This is a genomic window from Glutamicibacter sp. AOP5-A2-18 (assembly GCF_052446055.1).
Classification (GTDB): Bacteria; Actinomycetota; Actinomycetes; order Actinomycetales; family Micrococcaceae; genus Glutamicibacter.
The window spans coordinates 1,191,411-1,211,651 of sequence record NZ_JBQSVW010000001.1; the positions used below are offsets into that span (position 1 = coordinate 1,191,411).

At 55.4% G+C, this 20,241-nt stretch carries 14 protein-coding genes; 8 read left to right on the forward strand and 6 right to left on the reverse strand.

Features of this window, described 5'->3' with window-relative positions; all coding sequences use genetic code 11:
* Positions 1–259 precede the first annotated feature (259 nt).
* Complete coding sequence (locus ACT3RW_RS05725) at positions 260–3,712, forward strand: pyruvate carboxylase (RefSeq protein WP_444613115.1); 3,453 nt, start codon at positions 260–262, stop codon at positions 3,710–3,712.
* Positions 3,713–3,820: 108 nt separating this feature from the next.
* Positions 3,821–4,363: a hypothetical protein gene (locus tag ACT3RW_RS05730; RefSeq protein ID WP_444613116.1), complete on the forward strand. Its 543-nt coding sequence runs from the start codon at positions 3,821–3,823 to the stop codon at positions 4,361–4,363.
* Here the strand turns inward: ACT3RW_RS05730 and ACT3RW_RS05735 are convergent.
* The 3 genes from ACT3RW_RS05735 to ACT3RW_RS05745 all read right to left on the reverse strand — a co-directional run bounded on the left by ACT3RW_RS05735 (position 4,336) and on the right by ACT3RW_RS05745 (position 7,483).
* Positions 4,336–6,147, reverse strand: coding sequence for an AMP-dependent synthetase/ligase (locus tag ACT3RW_RS05735; protein WP_444613117.1), 1,812 nt, complete (start codon positions 6,145–6,147; stop codon positions 4,336–4,338). The genes ACT3RW_RS05730 and ACT3RW_RS05735 overlap by 28 nt on opposite strands.
* Before the next feature lie 110 nt (positions 6,148–6,257).
* Positions 6,258–6,701 carry a hypothetical protein gene (locus ACT3RW_RS05740; protein ID WP_262198044.1) on the reverse strand — a complete coding sequence of 148 codons (444 nt, stop codon included), beginning with the start codon at positions 6,699–6,701 and terminating at the stop codon, positions 6,258–6,260.
* Entirely contained in the window at positions 6,698–7,483 is a 786-nt protein-coding gene (locus ACT3RW_RS05745) for an alpha/beta hydrolase (protein ID WP_444613118.1), read from the reverse strand. Before ACT3RW_RS05745 ends, ACT3RW_RS05740 begins: the two co-directional genes overlap by 4 nt.
* Before the next feature lie 134 nt (positions 7,484–7,617).
* On the opposite strand from ACT3RW_RS05745, the gene ACT3RW_RS05750 reads away from it, so the two are divergent.
* Positions 7,618–8,289 (forward strand): lysophospholipid acyltransferase family protein, encoded by a 672-nt coding sequence (locus ACT3RW_RS05750; protein ID WP_131087811.1) that lies wholly within the window; start codon positions 7,618–7,620, stop codon positions 8,287–8,289.
* 77 nt (positions 8,290–8,366) lie between these two features.
* Entirely contained in the window at positions 8,367–9,761 is a 1,395-nt protein-coding gene (locus ACT3RW_RS05755; RefSeq protein ID WP_131087812.1) for a class II 3-deoxy-7-phosphoheptulonate synthase, read from the forward strand.
* 67 nt (positions 9,762–9,828) lie between these two features.
* Here ACT3RW_RS05755 and ACT3RW_RS05760 read toward each other — a convergent pair whose 3' ends face one another.
* The gene (locus ACT3RW_RS05760; protein ID WP_444613119.1) at positions 9,829–12,036 is read right to left on the reverse strand and encodes a protein kinase domain-containing protein; all 2,208 of its coding nucleotides are present in this window, start codon (positions 12,034–12,036) and stop codon (positions 9,829–9,831) included.
* Between the two features lie 199 nt (positions 12,037–12,235).
* Positions 12,236–12,484, reverse strand: coding sequence for a WhiB family transcriptional regulator (locus ACT3RW_RS05765; protein WP_013348560.1), 249 nt, complete (start codon positions 12,482–12,484; stop codon positions 12,236–12,238).
* A 355-nt stretch (positions 12,485–12,839) separates the two neighbouring features.
* On the opposite strand from ACT3RW_RS05765, the gene ACT3RW_RS05770 reads away from it, so the two are divergent.
* On the forward strand, positions 12,840–13,253 hold the full coding sequence (locus ACT3RW_RS05770; RefSeq protein WP_131087814.1) for a hypothetical protein: 414 nt from the start codon (positions 12,840–12,842) through the stop codon (positions 13,251–13,253).
* A gap of 9 nt (positions 13,254–13,262) precedes the next feature.
* Here ACT3RW_RS05770 and ACT3RW_RS05775 read toward each other — a convergent pair whose 3' ends face one another.
* Positions 13,263–16,412: an FtsK/SpoIIIE domain-containing protein gene (locus tag ACT3RW_RS05775; protein ID WP_444613120.1), complete on the reverse strand. Its 3,150-nt coding sequence runs from the start codon at positions 16,410–16,412 to the stop codon at positions 13,263–13,265.
* A 784-nt stretch (positions 16,413–17,196) separates the two neighbouring features.
* Between ACT3RW_RS05775 and ACT3RW_RS05780 the strand changes: the two genes are divergently transcribed.
* The 3 genes from ACT3RW_RS05780 to ACT3RW_RS05790 are packed head-to-tail and all read left to right on the forward strand — an operon-like array spanning position 17,197 to position 20,209.
* Entirely contained in the window at positions 17,197–18,420 is a 1,224-nt protein-coding gene (locus ACT3RW_RS05780) for a CpaF family protein (protein ID WP_444613121.1), read from the forward strand.
* Entirely contained in the window at positions 18,420–19,271 is an 852-nt protein-coding gene (locus ACT3RW_RS05785; RefSeq protein WP_262199750.1) for a type II secretion system F family protein, read from the forward strand. Before ACT3RW_RS05780 ends, ACT3RW_RS05785 begins: the two co-directional genes overlap by 1 nt.
* Positions 19,268–20,209, forward strand: a complete 942-nt coding sequence (locus tag ACT3RW_RS05790) for a type II secretion system F family protein (protein ID WP_444613122.1) — start codon at positions 19,268–19,270, stop codon at positions 20,207–20,209. The genes ACT3RW_RS05785 and ACT3RW_RS05790 overlap by 4 nt, the downstream gene beginning before the upstream one ends.
* Positions 20,210–20,241 lie beyond the last annotated feature (32 nt).

A 20,241-nucleotide genomic window follows, 5' to 3' on the forward strand; every position in this document is an offset into this window, starting at 1 on the left:
CGACTTTGCAACGTTAGTTTTTGCTCTTGTATCCAACTTAGTGATTAAAAGAGCATTCAAGGCCAATATTTCTTATGGTCAGACCACAGGGTGAAATGTTTGTGCGTAATCCGCATCACCCGTGTAGTGTGTCTCACAGAAGTGGCGAAAGCTTGCTACTTTTCGAGACCCGAAAGGCTGTTGATGTCTTCTCATTGGCCACTGGAACAGCTTCCTGGCCAGAGACACCAACCCCGTAATGATTCGATGTAGGGACACTATGTTTGAAAAAATCTTGGTCGCCAACCGCGGTGAGATTGCAATTCGTGCTTTCCGCGCAAGCTACGAGCTCGGTGCAAAAACCGTAGCGGTTTACCCCCATGAAGACCGCAACTCGATTCACCGCCAGAAAGCCGCAGAGGCCTACCAGATTGGTGCAGAAGGCCATCCTGTCCGTGCATACCTGGACATCGAGGAAATCATCCGCGTCGCCAAAGAATCCGGCGCCGATGCAATCTACCCAGGCTACGGATTTATGTCCGAGAACCCGGATCTGGCTCGTGCGGCAGCAGCGGAAGGCATCAAGTTCATCGGTCCTAAGGCGGACGTGCTTGAACTGGCTGGAAACAAAGTTGCTGCACTGAAAGCGGCCCGTCAAGCCGGTATCCCAGTACTAGAGTCATCTGAACCAAGCGACGACGTCGACTTCTTGGTCGCTGAAGCGGACCGCATTGGATTCCCAATCTTCGTCAAGGCTGTAGCTGGTGGCGGCGGTCGCGGTATGCGTCGCGTGGACAAGCGCGAAGATTTGCAGGAACTGATGGGCGCGGCCATGCGCGAAGCTGGCACCGCCTTTGGTGACCCCACCGTGTTCCTCGAGCAAGCGGTACTGCGCCCTCGTCACATCGAAGTGCAGATCCTGGCCGACGAGCATGGAAACATCGTTCACCTGCACGAGCGTGACTGCTCCTTGCAGCGCCGCCACCAGAAGGTTGTTGAGATCGCTCCAGCGCCGAACCTGGATGATTCCATCCGTCAGGCACTGTTCCGCGATGCGGTGAAGTTTGCCAAAGCCCTGGGCTACCAGAACGCCGGAACCGTTGAGTTCTTGGTAGATACCGTCGGTGATCGAGCCGGCCAGCACGTATTCATCGAAATGAACCCACGTATTCAGGTTGAGCACACGGTGACCGAAGAAGTCACCGACATCGACCTAGTACAGGCGCAGATGCGCATTGCCGCCGGAGAATCGCTGAGCGATCTTGGCATTAGCCAGGACACCATTCAGGTCCGCGGCTGGGCACTGCAGTCCCGCATCACTACCGAAGATCCATCCAACGGCTTCCGCCCAGACGTAGGCACAATCACCGTTTACCGCTCGGCCGGTGGCTCGGGTGTGCGACTTGACGGTGGCACCATCTACGCTGGCGCTGAAGTCTCCCCACACTTCGACTCCATGCTGGTCAAGCTCACCTGTCGTGGACGCGACTACCAAACCGCCGTGGCTCGCGCCCGTCGTGCGTTGGCCGAGTTCCGCGTACGTGGTGTGGCAACCAATATTCCGTTCATCCAGAACGTACTGGCCGACCCGCAGTTCCTGGCCGGCGATGTAGCTACTGACTTCATCGACTCCCGCCCAGATTTGCTCACCGGTAACAAGTCTCAGGACCGCGGTACCAAGGCCTTGAACTACCTGGCGCACGTGACCGTGAACCATCCACACGGAGAGCGCATCGAAGGTATTGACCCACGCAAGAAGCTGCCAGCTTTCCCGGGCGATAAGTCCGATGAGCCAGAACGTTCTCCATTTGATGGCCCATCCAAGTCTGCTGCACCAGTTGACGGATGGCGCCAGAAGTTACTGGATCTGGGCCCGGAAGGCTTTGCCAAGGCACTGCGCGAATCCAAGGCCGTAGGCATTACCGATACCACCTTCCGCGATGCGCACCAGTCCTTGCTGGCTACCCGTGTGCGCACCCGTGACCTGCTTGCTGCAGCCCCGGCCTACGCACATACCACCCCACAGTTGTTCTCCATGGAAGTTTGGGGCGGAGCCACCTACGACGTGTCCCTGCGCTTCTTGGGTGAAGACCCATGGAAGCGTTTGGAACTGCTGCGTGCCGAGCTGCCAAACATCCCACTGCAGATGTTGCTGCGCGGGCGCAACACCGTCGGTTACACCCCGTACCCGACCGAAGTCACCGATGCGTTTGTTAAGCAGGCGGCGGCCTCAGGCATCGATATCTTCCGTATTTTTGATGCGCTCAATGACGTTTCGCAGATGGCTCCGGCCATCAAGGCAGTGCGCGAAACCGGAACTGCGGTTGCCGAAGTAGCCCTGTGCTACACCGGTAACCTGCTGGATTCCAACGAGAAGCTGTACACCCTGGATTACTACCTCCAGTTGGCACAGCAGATCGTCGACGCCGGTGCACACATTATCGCCATCAAGGACATGGCCGGGTTGCTCCGTCCGGCAGCTGCCACCAAGTTGGTTACTGCGCTGCGTGAGCGCTTTGATCTGCCGGTGCACCTGCACACCCACGACACCGCAGGTGGCCAGCTGGCTACCCTGATGGCAGCCATCGATGCCGGCGTGGACGCGGTTGACGTGGCCAGTGCCGCCATGGCCGGAACCACGTCGCAGCCATCGGCCTCAGCACTGGTCGCAGCGCTGGAATTCACCGATCGTGATCCAGGGCTGTCCTTGGATGCGGTAGCCTCGCTGGAACCATACTGGGAAGCAGTACGTGCGCTGTACAAGCCATTCGAATCAGGCCTGCCAGCACCAACCGGCCGCGTATTCCAGCACGAGATTCCAGGCGGACAGCTTTCGAACCTGCGCCAGCAGGCCATCGCATTGGGACTGGGCGAGCGTTTTGAGGCCATCGAGTCCATGTACGCTTCGGTGAACGACATGCTCGGCAACGTGGTCAAGGTGACTCCGTCCTCCAAGGTGGTTGGCGACCTAGCACTTCAGCTGGTCGGCTCCTCGGTGGCTGCTGCGGACTTCGAAGCCAACCCGCAGAACTACGATGTCCCAGATTCGGTCATCCAGTTCCTCTCCGGTGAGTTGGGCAATCCTCCGGGCGGATGGCCAGAACCATTCCGCACCAAGGCGCTGCAGGGACGTAATATCAAGAACCGCATTGAGGATCTCTCAGCCGAGGATGCTCAGGGCCTGCAGGGGGATGACGAGACCGTTCGTTCCACGTTGAACCGCTTGCTCTTCGCCGGACCAACCCGTGACTTTGAGAAGTCCGTGGAGAACTACGGAGATTTGTCCGTGCTTCACACCCGTGACTACCTCTACGGCTTCACTCCAGGCTTTGAGCACGTCATCTCGCTGGGTACCGGCGTTCGTCTGCTGGTCAAGTTGGTTTCCATTTCGGATGCCGATGAGAAGGGCCTGCGCACCGTGGTGGTCACCCTGAACGGTCAGTCACGTCAGATCAAGGTCCGTGACGAGTCGGTGGAATCCACCGTCAAGTCCGCACCAAAGGCTGACCCGAACAATGCCGGACATGTGGCAGCACCATTTGCTGGGGCTGTGACGGTGAACGTGAAGACCGGAGATTTGATCGAAGCCGGTCAGTCGGTAGCCACCATCGAAGCGATGAAGATGGAAGCTGGCATTACCGCAAACGCCTCGGGCGTTGTCACGCAGATCACCCTGGATGGCACCAGCCAAGTGCAGGGTGGCGATCTACTCTTGGTGATTGAACCGAAGTAGTACGTAGCAAGTCTTTTGCATCGGGCACAGGGGCCCGCAACATAAGTTGCGGGCCCCTGTGTTCACTTCACAATTTTTAGAAACACCTTAGACGTACAAGGAGCTGCGATGCGCGCCAGCAAGACTCCAGCAGGGGTAACTCCCCAGGAAATCAGCACCCAAGCCAGCGAATTCTCCGCACTGCGAAGCCGGCTGGGAGTTCTGGTATTTACCTTGGATACCCACCTGCCGTTTTTTGAAATCGCTGAGCATTTAGCCGAGCAATTTGGCGAGGTCAACGTCAAGGCCGAGGTCTCAACCTCTGGCCCGCAACGCGTGCAGACAGCCCTGGAAGGCAAATTCAGCGCCGCAGATGTACTGGTCGTTGTTGGTGAACCAGGTCCGGATAGCGAAGACCAGCTCATGGAACTGGTCGAGTGGCTGTTGGCTAATGGGCGCAAAGCTCTGGCCGAGAACCTCATCTTCGCGGTGCTCGGCGAAGTGCGTGCCGATCATCCGGTACCGGCCTTCAATCGGGTTGTACTTCCACGTAGCTACTTTGCCCGGACACAACACAGCGGCCTCAGGTTGCCCTGGGCCGCTTCAGCTCGCGAATCGTGGGAGCTAGTTGGTGCTGTTATGAATTACGCTGTTGGTTTAGGCGTCGAGTAGATCTCTTCGATGAGCTCGTTGTAGTCCTTGAGAACCGCAGCGCGCTTGATCTTCAGCGATGGCGTCAGGTGCCCGGTTTCCTCGGTGAAGTCCGAGGCTACAATCCGGAAAGACTTGATCGCTTCGGCACGGGATACCGAAGTATTGGCCTTGGCGATCACCTTTTCGATGGTTTCGCGCACGGTCGGGTTTTGCGCCAGTTCTTCGAGCGAGCTGTTCTTATCCAGGTGGTGACGATCAAGCCAGCCTGGCAACGCTTCGGCATCTAAGGTCACTAGCGCGGCGATAAATGGTCGGCCTTCGCCGACGACCACACACTGGGAGACCAATGCGTCAGCACGGATCTGGTCTTCGAGCAGCGCAGGAATCACGTTCTTGCCGCTGGAAGTGACGATGATTTCCTTCTTGCGTCCGGTGATGCTCAAGTAGCCGTCATCGTCCAACTCGCCGATATCTCCGGTATGGAACCAGCCATCGGTGAAAGCTTCGTCTTGAAGTTCTGGCCGGTCATGGTATCCGCTCATCACGCAAATACCCTTGGCCAGGATCTCTCCATCGCTGGCAATACGAACTGCATTGCCAGGAAGTGGCTTGCCCACGGTACCGATCTTGATGCGGTCCAAGGTATTAACCGTGATCGGAGCGGTAGTTTCCGTCAGACCGTAGCCTTCAAGAATGGTCACACCAATGCCGTTAAAGAAGTGGCCTAAGCGTTCGCCCAGTGGGCCGCCGCCGGATACTGCATGGCGGATATTTCCGCCCATGGCATCACGCAGCTTCTTGTAAAGAAGTGCGTCAAAGAGCTTATGCTTCAGCGTCAAAACTAGCGGAATTTTGCCCGACTGCTGCGCCTTGGAATAGGCCACAGCAACGTCGACGCCGGCATGGAAAATCTTGCCCTTGCCACCGTCTTCGGCCTTGAGCATCGCTGAGTTGTAGACCTTCTCAAATACGCGAGGCACCGCGAGGATGAAGTTCGGTTTGAAGGACTGAAGGTCACCAAGCAGGTTTTTCACATCTGGGGTGTGGCCGGTACGGCAACCAGCTGCCACGTTGATGACCGAAATGAATCGGGCAAAAACGTGTGCCAGTGGCAAGAACATGATGGTGGAGGCACCAGGGTACACAGCATCGGGTAGGGAAGCTGCAGCGTTTTCGGCCAGCTCGACAAAATTGCCGTGCGTCAGTTCGCAGCCCTTAGGCCGCCCGGTGGTGCCAGAGGTATAGATGATTGTGGCGATGTGGCTCAGCGAAACTGCAGCGCGACGGGATTCAAGTAGATCGTCATCGATCGCTCGTCCGTCTTCAACCAGCTGTTCTAATCCACCGTCAAACTGCCAGACGTGATCGAGAAGTTCGAGCTGCTCTTCGTGAGCTGCCCGGCGTACGACGTTTTCATGTGCTGCAGATTCAAGGACGACCGCTTTGGCGTCGGAATCCGAGATAATCCATGCAACCTGGCTAGGGGAGGAAGTCTCATAAATGGGTACGGTGACACATCCGGCAAACCAGATGGCGAAGTCCACGAGGGTCCACTCGTAGCGGGTTTTGGCCATCAGCGCGATGCGTTCGCCGGCGTCGATGCCGTTGGCGATAAATCCTTTGGCGATGGCTTTGGCATCGGCAGCAAACTGCGATGCGGTGACGTCTTGCCACGATGAGTCAGGTCCAGGCTTTGAGAACAAAGCCGGGTTTGCTGCCGAATTTGCGTGGCGTAACAGTAAGTCGGTGATATTTGACTGTTGCGGTGTGTGGATGCGAATTGGCGAGCTATATTCGCGCATCTGGTACTCAACTCCTGAACTTTGTGTGACCCCAAAAGCAATGGCGGGTAACCCGCATCACATTTTATTACTTTACAGTAACCTACCGTGCTTAACGCTCCAAGTTCGGTTCAGACTTGAGCCCCATCATCTCCCGGATCGCGCTTCGTTGGAAGACGTAGAAGTAAGTAAGCAATTCCAGCCACTGCCAACAGCGCCAGGCCGATAAATACAAACGTCGGAGCTGAGCGGAAAAACAGCACACACAGCAATAGTCCGATCGGGCCGCCAGCTGCAGTAACCCACGCCATATTCAACATTGGATCCCCGGAACCCAACGCGGCAGGTTCATCGGGAACAAATTTCTCATCGGATTCTTCAAGCTCCGCCGGCGCCGAATCGCGTGGGCCAGCCACCGCGCCGGGACCGGTATTAAAGAGCTTCTTGAGCTGATTTGCACGTTCGGCAGCACTGGGCTCACGCGGAGCCGTCGCATCGATCTCTTGGAAGTTCGTCACCAAATCGTCCCACCGCGGATCGTCTTGATGCGGGGGACGAGCGTCAGGAAAACTCATACGTGCCTCCCTGCTTGGCGGTGAGTTTGGCGCTGCTCGCCGGTCGAGTGCTGTGAGAAGAAGCGTCCGGATTCTTGGAAGATCTGCGCTGCGTCGTAATCCAAGGTGGCCACGTGTTTGGAATGAAGCAACTGGTGGTGTTCGGCCAAAGTTCCCGGGGTGAGCCCACCGACCAATTCCCGCACCGAAGCATCCGAAACGACGTTGTCCACCGTGGAGCGGAAGAGCTGGACTGGGGCGGTGACAAGTTCCAACCGTGCACGAGTTTGGGCGAAGAGTGCATGCAGCTGCGCGACGGCGGCGATGGGGGTGCGTGGGTAGGCTCCTTCATCCACGCCACGCTTGGCGATGTCGTTGCTAATCGGGGCAACACTGCGAACCACATGTTTGAGCCACGGGGTGTACGGGGCCAGCGGCGAATCAACGATAAGGCCGGGATTGACCAGTGAAACTCCGGCAACATTGCGGCGAGTGGCCAAGTGCAGAGCTAGCGCGCCACCCATGGACAGGCCAGCAACAAAAACGGTTTTGTGCGTGCGTGCCAGTTCGTCAAAGGCCTGTTCTGTGGCATCGATCCACTGGCTATAAGTGTTGGTAATCATGTCCTGCCACTTGGTGCCGTGTCCTGGAAGCAGTGGCACCGCGGTATCAAAGCCTTGACGGGACAGGGCTTGCGCCCAAGGCTCCATAGCGGTGGGAGAGCCGGTGAAGCCGTGGATCAGCAGCACTGCGCAATCCTTCGATACCCGAGGCTCAGTGGTGTTTTGTGCATCATTTTTCATCGTGACCACTCCAATTTTCTGCTTACACTATCGAGCGTAGTGCACAATTGAAGGGTGCGGACAGTGCCATGACCACCACGGCTTAAGAATGTTCCGCCATAAGCTGATCCTCGAGAAGAAGGAATTTTTCTGCCGTGCTGTACGACTTCCTCAAGCGTTTTGCTGTTCGGCCCCTGATTCGTGTCTTCTTCCGTGTTGATCTGCGAGGCCTAGAGAACGTTCCGGACACCGGGGCAGTAATCTTGGCCTCGAATCATCTCTCGGTCAGCGACTCCGTTTTTCTACCTGCAATGCTCGAACGCCCCGTGATTTTCTTGGCCAAAGATGAGTACTTTAACGGCCGTGGGCTCAAGGGACGAGTGACCGCATGGTTCTTCCGCAACATCAACCAGTTGCCGATGGATCGCTCGGGCGGACGTAAATCAGCGGCATCGCTGGCCAGCGCAAACCGGGCCTTGGGCGAGGGCAAAGTCTTGGGCATTTACCCCGAAGGAACACGTTCGCCCGATGGTCGGCTCTACCGGGCAAAGCTAGGGGTCGCCAAGCTCGCTTTAGAATCCGGCGCCCCGGTCGTTCCTGTGGCCATGATCGGAACCGACAAAGCGCAGCCCATTGGGCGCACGATACCGCGCCCGGGCAAGATCGGCATCAAGATTGGCAAGCCTCTGAACTTTGATCATCTGGCAGGAAAGCACGATGATCCACAGGCCCTACGCCAGTGTGCAGACGAAATTCGTCAGGCCATCAACGTACTCTCCGGACAGAGCTACGTGGATGTCTATGCACCGAGCAAAGCCAAGAAATAGCGTCCTCTTCACACTGTTACGCAACCCTGTTACATTCGTCGCGGTGCTTTGCTGCTGCGCCACGTAGAATCAATAGGGTGAGCGTAGAAAATCGAACCCCATTGCCAGGCTCCTCCGTAGGCGGCCCCGCCACCGATCCACAACTAGACCTGTGGCGTGAACTGCCGATCGCGCAGCAGCCAACTTGGCGTGAGCACAAGGACTATCAGGCCTCCATCGACGAATTGGGTTCGCGTCCTCCACTGGTATTTGCCGGCGAAGTTGACGTATTGCGCGAACGCCTAGCCGAAGCCGCACAGGGACGTGCCTTCCTGCTTCAGGGTGGTGACTGCGCCGAGACTTTTGCCGACGCTACTGCCGACAAGATCTCCTCGCGTGTACGCACGATTTTGCAGATGGCCGTTGTCCTGACCTATGGTGCCTCGTTACCTGTTATCAAGATGGGTCGCATGGCTGGACAGTTCGCCAAGCCACGTTCCTCGAATGATGAAACCCGAGACGGTGTTACTCTGCCAGCATTCCGCGGCGACATCGTTAATGGCTTCGACTTCACTCCTGAGTCCCGTGCCCATGATCCAAAGCGTTTGGTGCAGGCCTACAACACCTCCTCGGCCACGCTGAACCTGATTCGTGCATTCACCCAGGGCGGCTTTGCTGACCTGCGCAGCGTGCACTCGTGGAACAGCGGCTTCATGGCTAACCCGGCGCACTCCGCCTACGAGCAGCTGGCCGGCGAAATCGACTCGGCCATCCGCTTCATGGATGCTTGTGGCGCCGATTTCGAGGCACTCAAGCGCACCGAGTTCTTCGCCTCCCACGAGGCACTGTTGCTGGACTACGAGCGAGCATTGACCCGCACCGACTCCCGCACCGGCCTGCCATACGACACCAGCGGCCACTTCCTGTGGATCGGTGAACGCACCCGCCAACTGGATCACGCACATATCGATTTCCTGTCGCGTGTACGTAACCCAATTGGCGTGAAGCTTGGCCCAACCACAGATCCAGACGATGCGTTGCGACTGATCGAGAAGCTCGATCCAAATCGTGAGCCAGGACGTTTGACCTTCATTACCCGCATGGGTGCGAAGAACATTCGTGAAAAGCTGCCAAATTTGGTCGAGAAGGTCACCGCCTCCGGTGCTCAGGTGCTGTGGGTTACCGACCCAATGCACGGCAACACCGTCACCAGCCAGAACGGTTACAAGACTCGCAACTTCGACGATGTCATGGACGAAGTCCGCGGCTTCTTCGAGGTACACGACTCGCTGGGAACCTTCCCAGGTGGCCTGCACGTGGAGATGACCGGCGACGACGTGGCTGAGTGCCTCGGCGGCGCTGATCCGATCCGTGAGGAAGACTTCGACTCGCTGTACGAGTCAGTGTGCGATCCGCGACTGAACCACCGTCAGTCGCTAGAGATGGCTTTCTTGGTCTCCTCGGCGTTGCAAAGCCGTAGCCGTAACCGCTAAGTATTAGCCACAAACAAAAAATGGGTTCGGTTCCACACCGTGGAACTGAACCCATTTTTTGTTGCCGCTAGAAAGCGTAAATGCTGATCTCGCTGCCTCGTACGGCTCGCTGACCCAGCGGTGTCTGCATCCGTACAGTCTGCTGTGCGCCACCAAATACTTCATGGGTTTTCACCGTGAAGCCGGCAGCTTGAAGCTGCGCAGTGGCCTCTTGGACGGTGAGCCCTACAACCGACGGGATCTGAAGATATTCAGGACCCGAGGAGATGCTCACCTCTACGGAACTGCCGAATTCGGCTGCACCCTGGGCCGGTGACTGCGCCGCGATCTGGCCCTTGCTGACCTGTTCTGAACTGACTTCTTCACCAAGAGTGAGACTCAGACCGACGTCCTTGAGCTTCTGCGTAGCCTCATCCTTGCTCAACCCAATGAGAGAGGGAACCTGAACCGAAGCCGGGCCCTTGGACACCGTCAGCGTGATGAGGCTCTTCTTGGGCAACCGCTCGCCGTTGCTAGGGTTCGAAGTGATGACCGAACCGTCGGCCACTGACGAAGAGTAGGCTTCAACAGTTTTCAGGTTTTCAAAGCCCACCTTGGCTAGCGACTTCTTTGCTTGGCCTAGTGTGGAACCAGCGACCTGAGGGACTTGGAAAAGCTCTGGCCCCTCAGAAACCGTGAGCTCTACACCTTGAAATTTCATGATGTTCTTGCCGGTGGCTGGATGAGACTCAACCACCCGACCAATGGAAACTTCATCATCGTAAGCAGTGCTGACGCGCACGGGAACACCGGCGTCGTCCATTTGGGCGATCGCCTGCTCTTGGATCATCCCGGTCAGCGATGGGATACGAACGATCGTTCCCGGACCTCGGCCAAAGAACCAGCCAGCACCGGCCACTACGGCGACAACCAAAATCCACACGAAAATCATGACGGTCTTCTGAGTCCCGCTGCGTGGGCGCCTCAGCTGGTGTGTAGGAATCTGGGCTTCCTTGCGCCAGCGTTTTTCGGCTTGCTTCTGTGCACGCTTGGCTTCGCGAGCTGGGACCTGAGCATCGCTCGCAACCGGTTCAATGGCAGCCGACTCATTGCGTGCGTACACCGAGGTCGCAGCTATGGCCGAGTCAGAATCATTATCTTCGAACCGGTTCATAGCCAGAGTTTGTTGAGCGTCCCGCAAATCTAGAACTTCGGTGGCATCCGAGACTGCAATGACACTGGTAGGCGATTCACTGCCTAAGTCCTCGTCGAGTTCATAGTCGCCGTCGGCAGCCACGGTATTTAGCTCTTGCCATTGCTTCTCACGATCAAGTTCGCGATCTCGCTGCATGGCGTCAAGGCGTTGTTGCAGCGTGGTCGGCATATGCGCAAAACGTTCGGGAATCAGGTCTTCCACGTTCCCCAGCGAATCGGCACCCAGATCAAGCTGCTCGTCAGTGAGCGTTGCATGGATTTGACGCACTTCTTCTAGAAGCAGCGAGGCATCTTGTGGGCGCTTTTCGGCGTCCTTCTCGGTACACCAACGCACTAGCTCATCGAGGTCATCAGCCAATTCGGTAATGGTCTGTGATGGCAATGGCATGGGGGAGTCCAGATGATGTTTCATCATGGCTGCGGGGTTGGTTTCCGAATATGGAAGACGTCCGGTGAGCATCTGATAGATCATGATGCCTATCGCATAGATGTCACTGCGCGAATCAGCTGGCGCACCGGAAACTAGTTCAGGGGACACATGGGAAAGGGTGGCCAGCAGGGTCGCGGACTGCGTATGAGCGCTAGCTGCGCGGGCTAACCCAAAGTCGGTCAGTTTGATTTCGCCGATGTCGGAAAGCAAGACGTTGGCGGGTTTCATGTCACGGTGAATGATGCCTTCACTGTGCGCTGCGCTTAATCCGCTACAGATCTGTTCAAGAATGCTGAGCATCTGGCGTGGAGTGAAACGGCCGCGCTCGGCGATAACCTGGTCGAGGTTTCTTCCGCGCACGTATTCCATGACGAGGTAGACAAGGTTGTCGCTGACGTTATGGTCGCGGATCGATACAACATTGGGGTGCGTGATATTTGCGGCGATTACCGCTTCAGATTCGAAGCGTTCTCTTACCGTAGGTTCACTGGCGAAGTTATCGTTCAGTATCTTCACCACTACTGCTCGATGCAGTCGCTTGTCCATGCTGCGGTAGATTCTGGACATGCCGCCTAAAGCCAAGAGGTGGTCCAGGCGATAACGACCATCGAGTGTTTTTCCCAAGTGTGGGTCAGTCAGGGCCGAGCTCATCGTTCGTCGGCACCCACTTGAAGAGTGCGCGCGAAGCAGACCAAAGTCACTAACGGATCCTTTCGAACATGAATACTACTTTTAATCTACCTAGCCGAGCTGGAAAAATGCCGGTTAAACTCAAAATCCGCCAGTGGTGTTGACCGCTGGCGGATTCTGATTGGCGTCTCGGGTTGCGAGATTTACCTCGAGCGCATAATTATGAGGCGCGACGAGCTCGGGCAGCGCGGCGCTTCAAAGCGCGACGCTCATCTTCACTCATACCGCCCCATACGCCTGCATCCTGACCGGACTCAATGGCCCACTGCAAGCAAGTTTCGGTTACTTCACATCGACGGCAGACGCTCTTGGCCTCTTCGATCTGCAATAGGGCCGGACCGGTGTTTCCCACAGGGAAAAACAGTTCCGGGTCCTTTTCCAGACACGCCGCGCGGCTACGCCAATCCATGCTTATTGATGCTCCTTGAAATCTGAGGGGGTCTGAAGAGCTAACGGCAATCAAAGTTGGGGTAAAGACTAGCTAGGAATGAAATTAATTCCTGATTACCTTACGGTTACTGATTGGCTCTTCTGATCGTTGGTGAGGACCGATTGGGTGCCTCGTTTAACCAACCACATAAGGTTTTCATGTTACGAGGAAGTAAACAAGAGTCACGATAGCGAAATGTTGCTGAATGCCTGAGTGCTTTCTCACATGGCAGTTGGCCATGAAGTCCGCTAGGTCTATCTGGCGTGACGTCGACAACATCGTGGCAAATAAACACAGTTTGAGTTCCAGTCAAAGGTCAACGAAGATTATTGACGTGAGCCTCGAAGAACGTAACATACCCCGCCCTGTTAGCGCTATTGTCGTCGCGACGATGGTGATGATAGAAGCCCTCGCAGTACTGGTCTATGCCGTCAGCTATCTGGCTAATCTTTCAGCCGGCGGGACTGTGAACATCGGCGGGCAGATCTTCATGTTGATCTTGTGCCTGTTGGTGGCGATCTGGCAAGGGTCGGTGGCGATCAATTTTTACAAGGGCAAAGCGTTTACTCGTGCACCGATTATCGTGTGGCAGTTGTTCCAGTTGATCCTTTCGATCTCATTCCTCAGCACAGACATTCTTTTGGTGAAGCTCGCTGCTGTGCTGTCGATGGTGATCGCCGGAGTCTGCATCGTTATGCTCTTTGCTCCAAAGACGACTGTGTTCCTGGGCGACCGGCCTACGCGCTAAGTACTTGGTCTAACCGGCACGAGGTATGTGGATCAATCTAGGTTGGCCATTGCGAGAGATGATCGCGCGCCAATAGTCGCCAGCAGTTGGGTCCTTGCGGTGATGAAGCGGTGGCCACGTTGAGGGCTGCATATCTTGTGAATGTTCGGACTCGACGACGATAAGTTCTCGATCGTCAATGCTGAGCGACGAAATACCTAGGTCGTAGGTCAGACGAGTACTGGGCGGGACGAACATCACCGTTCTGACCCCGATCCGTCGTAATTTTTCTAGGGTCGGAGCAAGACGAGGATCAGCACTCGTTGCCAGACACGCACAAAGTAAATCTTGCCCAGTCTCGATTGAAGCTTCGCGCTCGTCTGCGAAAGCAACGATGTCGTCCAGACCAGAAGCATGGACCGCTCCCCAACGGTGGGCAAGAACCTGAGACATCGTTAGGCGTTCGTCTTCATTGGGACAAATCATGATCAATCTCTGCTGTACAGGCAGCAATGCGGATTCTCCACCAAACGGTAGATAGCCAAGCAGGTTCGAATGATCAACATGTGCTGATTCATGATCTTCTTGGCGAGGCCCTGGGGTGTCCCAGCGCTGGTGTCCAACGTCGTCCGTAGCGAAGTCGGTGATTTGAAAAACCTGAGGTGGATGCCCCGACGTAATCTCGACCCCACGACCGGGTAAGCCCGAACAAGCAGGGAGCTTGGGCCACATCATCTTTAGTGAGTCCGTTGCGTTCAAAGGAAAATACCATTGCGTCGTGAATAGTCCGGTGGACTTCAACGAATTCTGGTCTCGATCTACAGAGCAAACAATCAGAGGTGAGTACTCACTGCTGTGACGAAGTAACGCACCGAGCGCATCATCAAGTCGCTGAAAATGTTGAGGATGCAGCTCAGACTGAAGCTGCGCGACGGAATGAATAATGATTGTCAGTCCTGGATCTTTTGGCGATGATTCCAGAAAATCTAAGGCATCAAAGAAGAGATAGGGATCCTGCCCCGTAACTACTCTGAGGCTACTGGTCTGATCGCTGTCTTCAATCGGTGAGGGTCCAAAACACAGGACCTTGCGATGCAATGACGACAAGGAACTAAGGACTTGTTTCGCCCCGGACTCAGGAAGTCCACACATCAGAAGCGATCTTTTCTGCTCACTGCCCAGAACCAACGGGTCTAGGGTGCCACCGTGCAAGTTGTCCCTGATGCCACAGTACAAGCTACCTTCTAGAGCGCCCGGCCAAGTCGAAGGCATCGACAGGTGTTCCATCGGCATTGGAAGAGCTGGGGCAAAACCAGACGGGGGCTTAGGACTGTCAGCCCAGCGGTCCTTCAAAGCTGATACATGGGTTCGTAAAGGATCAGCATCCTCAGGACCTTTTGTTCTATTGAACGTGCAGACCGGAGCGAGGCGCATAGTGTGGCGGTCACGTTCAAAAAGTTCACCCTCTAGTGCTGGTTCAACAGCCAAATGAAATTGAAATGACTGAATCGCGCGCGAGGAGCTTTTGATTATCGCCAGGCCCGGACGGTCCAATTTTGTTGCTGCAGTGGTACCGATAAGCTCAACGGATTCACTCGGATCGTTCACTCGCAAGGCGACGACGGTGTTTATGTTCGCTCGGGTCTGTCCGGTCAATGTACCCGCGGGCCGTTGCGTACTGAGCAATAGGTGAATGCCCAGAGCCCTTCCGACTGCGGCCAGCCTGTCGATTTTTGGACCAGCCAGTGGCAAGGTTTCTACGAACACTCGAAATTCGTCGATAACTACCAATAGCTTTGGTAGTGCCTGTGGCATCGAATCGAGGCTCTGAAATTCTGCGAGATCGCTGCATCCGCTATCGGCCAGGATCTTTTCGCGTCGCTGCACTTCATGTTCGAGCTGTTCCACAGTTCGCTGAGCCCCGGCTTCATCCAAGTCGCTGGCAAAGAGCTGCACATGAGGTAAGTGCTCATAGACGCCAAGTCCTGCGCCACCCTTAAAGTCAATCAGTACGAGGCCTAAGCGCTCAGGGGAGTACTGATGTGCAAGGTCGGAGATAACTCGACGCAAAGCTTCTGATTTACCCGAACCTGTCGTGCCGCAAATCAACATGTGTGGTCCATCAGCATCCAAATCAAGGTTTACTTCTTGTTCCGCCTCGCTGAGTCCGATGCTGGCTCCAAAACCAGTGGCCGAGGGCTGAATGGGAGATAGGACTGACGGATTCGTAGAAGAGCGCAGACCAACAAACTGTTGTACCAGGCGATCTAATCTCGACAAGCTCAGACGGTGCAATCGTTGCAACACAAAACGTGAATCAGGCAAGCAGGACGTCAAAGGATCAGGCGCGATCCAATGATTGGCTTGCTCAGAGAGCACTGGGCCCAGACTAATAACCAAGGTATCGGGAAGCGCGACGGGCGGTTTGGCAGTCAAATATAGAGTTGTTAGTTCAGAGGATTCGTGCACAGATGACAGGCGGTCAACCGGCTCTGCGAGTGTTGAAATGCGTACATTTGTAATGAGCAACAATGACGCGGGCAAACAACAGATGCTGGGATCGATGACCAGCCTCAACAAACCTGCATAGATCATCGGCAGAAATCGCGAAACTATGTTGGCTAGGACCTCAGCTGAAGCAGCATCCTGTTTAGCGACTATTTGCCATACCCCCGGTAGCGGGGCAGCAAACACGGGGCCATGACAAGGCGCATCTGTTTTTGGCCTCGTCAGTTTCAACCTGAATTTTCGATGTTTTCTGGGGGTCGATTTTTCGGTGCTTTGTGGGTACCAGAGACCTTCACCCCAGACGATGGGCGGTAGCTGCGTCGGTGCGATCCCCAAAGCTGCCCCGTCAAGGCCTGCCAGAAGGCTCTGTCCAAGCGCAGCCGCGTACTGAGAACGCGCCTGCACCGCGAGCGCTCGTTGAGCGCGCATTGTCTGTTTCCAACGACGTCGTTCGGAAATAACCTGACTAGCAGGAGCCACCGCCATCAAGGCTGAGACACCGCTGATGATCAGAAACAGCATTGAATGCATCAAGACTGCCAACAGGACACCGGTCAAAAGCGGAACGAATGCCGCAAGGACTACGGTGACGAGCCGCGAAGCTTCAGGCTTTGCCGGAACCTTGACCTCAAGTTCGCTGGACGAAACAGGTTTCTTAGATTCAGCGCTCACGGGGTCACCTATGGCGAAGAACGTATTTCCTAAACGAAACGTCGAACCTATGCCCAGGTCCAAGGATTCGCAGCTGCTTCCGTCCGCACAAAAAATCTTCTGCCCAGCGGAGGCAACGAGTCGCAACCGTCGTGCCGACACAGTGAGCACTGCGTGGGAGCGAGAAAGCAAAGGGTCTTCTAACCACAAGGGAGCAGAGCGTCCCAGAATATGGTCACCGTGAGTCAGCGGGACCCACGCGCCGGCATCGCGCCCATGCACTACGTACAACTTGGTTGATGCGCCATTTCCAACATGCTCGGGGGGAGCATGTGGCAAGTCGCTGAGAACGAGACGTTGATTCGACTGACAAACCCCTACGGATTCAAGCGGACGGGTGTCGCAGTACCAGCGCTGTCCGGGGAATGCGGACAGTAGCAATGAAGCAAGTTGCTCTCCTGATAACCGTCCAGACATGTTCAGCTCAAACTGCCGAGGACGTTGGAAATTCCGAGATATCAGCAGAAGTTCGTACCTGGCCATGAGGTCTCCAGATCAGATTCAGTCGGACTCTTGGAACCATAAGAACCTGCTATTCAACCTGCTCGGATAAATAAATTACTGCCTGTGGACATTGGATTTCGGCGGGGTTCAAGGTTATCCACATTCAAAAAAACTCTTGAAAGCAGGCGAATGTGCCTATAGCATCCCTTTTCATACGTAGATGATTGCTGCACCGACGAGGCGCTCGCCGGTGGTCCCCGACTTCGGGATCCTATGACAGGAAAAACAGCAGGAGTAAGTCGTGGAAGCATTGTCGATCGTTGAGGACGAAGTCCGAGAGCTGGTTCGGCGGCGGGGATTGGACCCGGCGAAACAGCCGACGGTAATCAAGTCATTGATCGAGGAAGTAATTCGCGATTACGACGAGCGGGCTCTCCTAGGTGCAGTTCCGTCGTTGTATTCACTCGACTCGGCTCGACAAGCGGTCTTTGACAACGTTGCTGGCTTTGGTGCTTTGCAACCACTTTTGGATGATCCGACGGTTGAAGAAATCTGGATCAATGCTCCTCACCAAGTATTTTGCGCTCGTGGTGGCCAAAGCCAACTAACTCACATACGAATGGAGTCCGCTGAAATTGCGGCCTTGGTTGAACGCATGCTTAAGTCATCCGGTCGCCGGCTGGACTTGTCGCAACCATTTGTCGATTGTCAGTTGCCCGACGGGTCACGCCTCCACGTAGTTATCCCAGACATTACTCACGAACACTGGGCAGTGAATATACGAAAATTCATTGCCCGCGCCGGGAAGCTTGAAGATCTTGTTGAATTGGATTCCATGAGTTCACAGGCGGCGCTGTTCCTATCAACCGCCATAGGCGCCGGACTCAACGTGATCGTCACCGGGCCAACCCAAGCAGGCAAGACCACCATGCTTAACTGTCTGGCTTCTTCGATTGGTCCGCGAGAACGGATCATCACGATTGAGGAAATTTTTGAATTAAATCTTTCCCTGCGCGATGTGGTTGCCATGCAAACGAGGCTTGCCAACCTCGAGGGAACAGGCGAGATCACCATGCGCCGGCTGGTCAAGGAAGCTCTTCGAATGAGGCCGGACCGAATCATCGTTGGTGAGGTCCGTGAAGCTGAATCACTCGACATGCTTATCGCACTGAACTCTGGCATCTCCGGTCTGTGCACCCTGCACGCTAACTCGGCACGAGATGCGATCACCAAGATTTGTACGTTGCCATTACTCGCAGGTCCCAATATAACGAGCGACTTCACAATCAAGACCGTTGCTGCGTGTATCGATTTGGTAGTTCATTGTGTTCGAAGCCCAAGCGGACACCGATACGTCAACGAGATCCTCAGCATTCGCAATCGAGTTGAAGACGGACAGATCGAATCATCGACGCTGTTTGAACGTCACGGAGAAGCCCTCTGTACCTCACGCGGGGCTGACTGGGAACACGAAAAGTTTGATCTCGCCGGTATCAACGTTGCCGAATTGATGGCAGTCCAATGATGGTTCTTTTCTTCGCTCTCTTAGGAGGCCTCGGTATAGCTATCCTGGTGGATTGGCTGTTTTTTGCTCCGTGGGTTCGTGCACCAAAACGAAAGTCGGTCATCAAGGCAGCTCTGCTCCAGGCCGGAATGACAAACGTTGCACCCTCCAGATTTGTACTTATCTGCTTGGGGTGCGGTCTCGGCTTCGGCGTACTGACTTTGGGACTAACTGGAACACTTCTTTTTGCCGTGGTGTTCTTTGGATTTGGTCTCTTTGCACCGTGGGTTTATCTACGCCACCAAGCCGCAAAACGCCAAGCAGCGCTACAGGAACAGTGGCCTGAAGTGGTTGACCACCTAAGGAGCGCGATTCGTGCTGGCTTGTCTTTGCCTGAAGCTCTGAGCCAGCTGGCTACAGTTGGTCCGCAAATCTTGAGACCTCTATTCGGAGACTTTGCTTTGGACTACAGGGCGACGGCTAATTTCGCAGTTGCCTTGGAACAGCTGGGGGAGCGACTGGCCGATCCCGTTGCAGACAAGATTCTTACGACGCTACGGATCACCCGCGAAGTTGGCGGCACTGATCTTGGACATACGCTCTCAACGCTGTCGGCGTTCCTGAGAGACGATGTGCGAACCCGAGGCGAATTGGCTGCTCGCCAGTCTTGGATTGTCTCAGCAGCAAGATTAGCAGTGGCCGCTCCATGGATTCTCTTGTTGGTGCTTGGTACCCAAGAGGCAGCTAAAGAAGCCTATATGACTGCTGGCGGAGTAATCGTCTTGAGCATGGGCGTGGGAATTTCAGTGGTTTGCTACCGGGTCATGCTTCGACTTGGCGCATTGCCCACTGAAGAACGAGTGCTGTCATGAACACCTATGTATCGTGGGCTGCGCTATGCGGCCTTGGACTGGGCTTAGGAATTTGGATCATCCTATTGAATCTGCCTGGCTGGAGAAAAAAGGCCTTTGCTGAACGCATTGCCCCGCACGTGCGGGTGGGAGTCAGAAGCGCACGAATGCTTGAAGATTCATGGCACTCTGACTCGGGCCATTCGACCTTGGGGCAGCTCGCGTCGCCCTTGCTCGTTCAAATCAAGAAGTTTGCCAGTCGGCACAGTCCTTCAAGTGACATTCTGAGGAAAAGATTGGATGCAGCCGGACTCGAATTCAGCGTCGTGGACTATCGATCCCAAGAAATTGTTTGTGCTTTGTCCGGACTGGCGGTGGGGTCTGTGCTCACTGGTCTTGCTTCAATGCAGTACCACTTGTCTTTGATATTCGCAGTCTTGGTTGTCATCGGTTGTGGCCTTTTGGGTTACGGGCTACGGGGATGGTGGCTCGGTGAACAGATTCACCGCCGTGCCCGCAAGATACTCACCCAATTTCCGACGGTCGCCGAAGTACTCGCGCTGACCGTAGGCGCAGGAGAATCAACGACCGGAGCTATCGAGCGAATCTCGCGAATTTGTCACGGCGTCATCGGCGACGAATTTGTTAAGACCCTCAACGACATTCACGCCGGAACGCCCATGATTCAAGCGATGCAAAAGATGTCAGATCGAATGCAGGTAGGAACCATCGCCAGGTTTGTCGATGCCATTGTTGTTGCAACTGAACGAGGCACACCTATCGCGCAGGTCCTGCGAGACCAAGCACAAGATGTTCGCGATGCTTCGAAGCGAGAACTGATGGAAGTCGCGGGTAAACGAGAAATCCTTATGCTCGCGCCCGTGGTCTTCGGAATACTGCCGCTGACCATAGTCTTCGCCGTTTTCCCGGGGCTAGCGCTATTGGAGATGAGCTATTGAGCCAATCGAAAAAGACAGAAAAGTAAGACAGC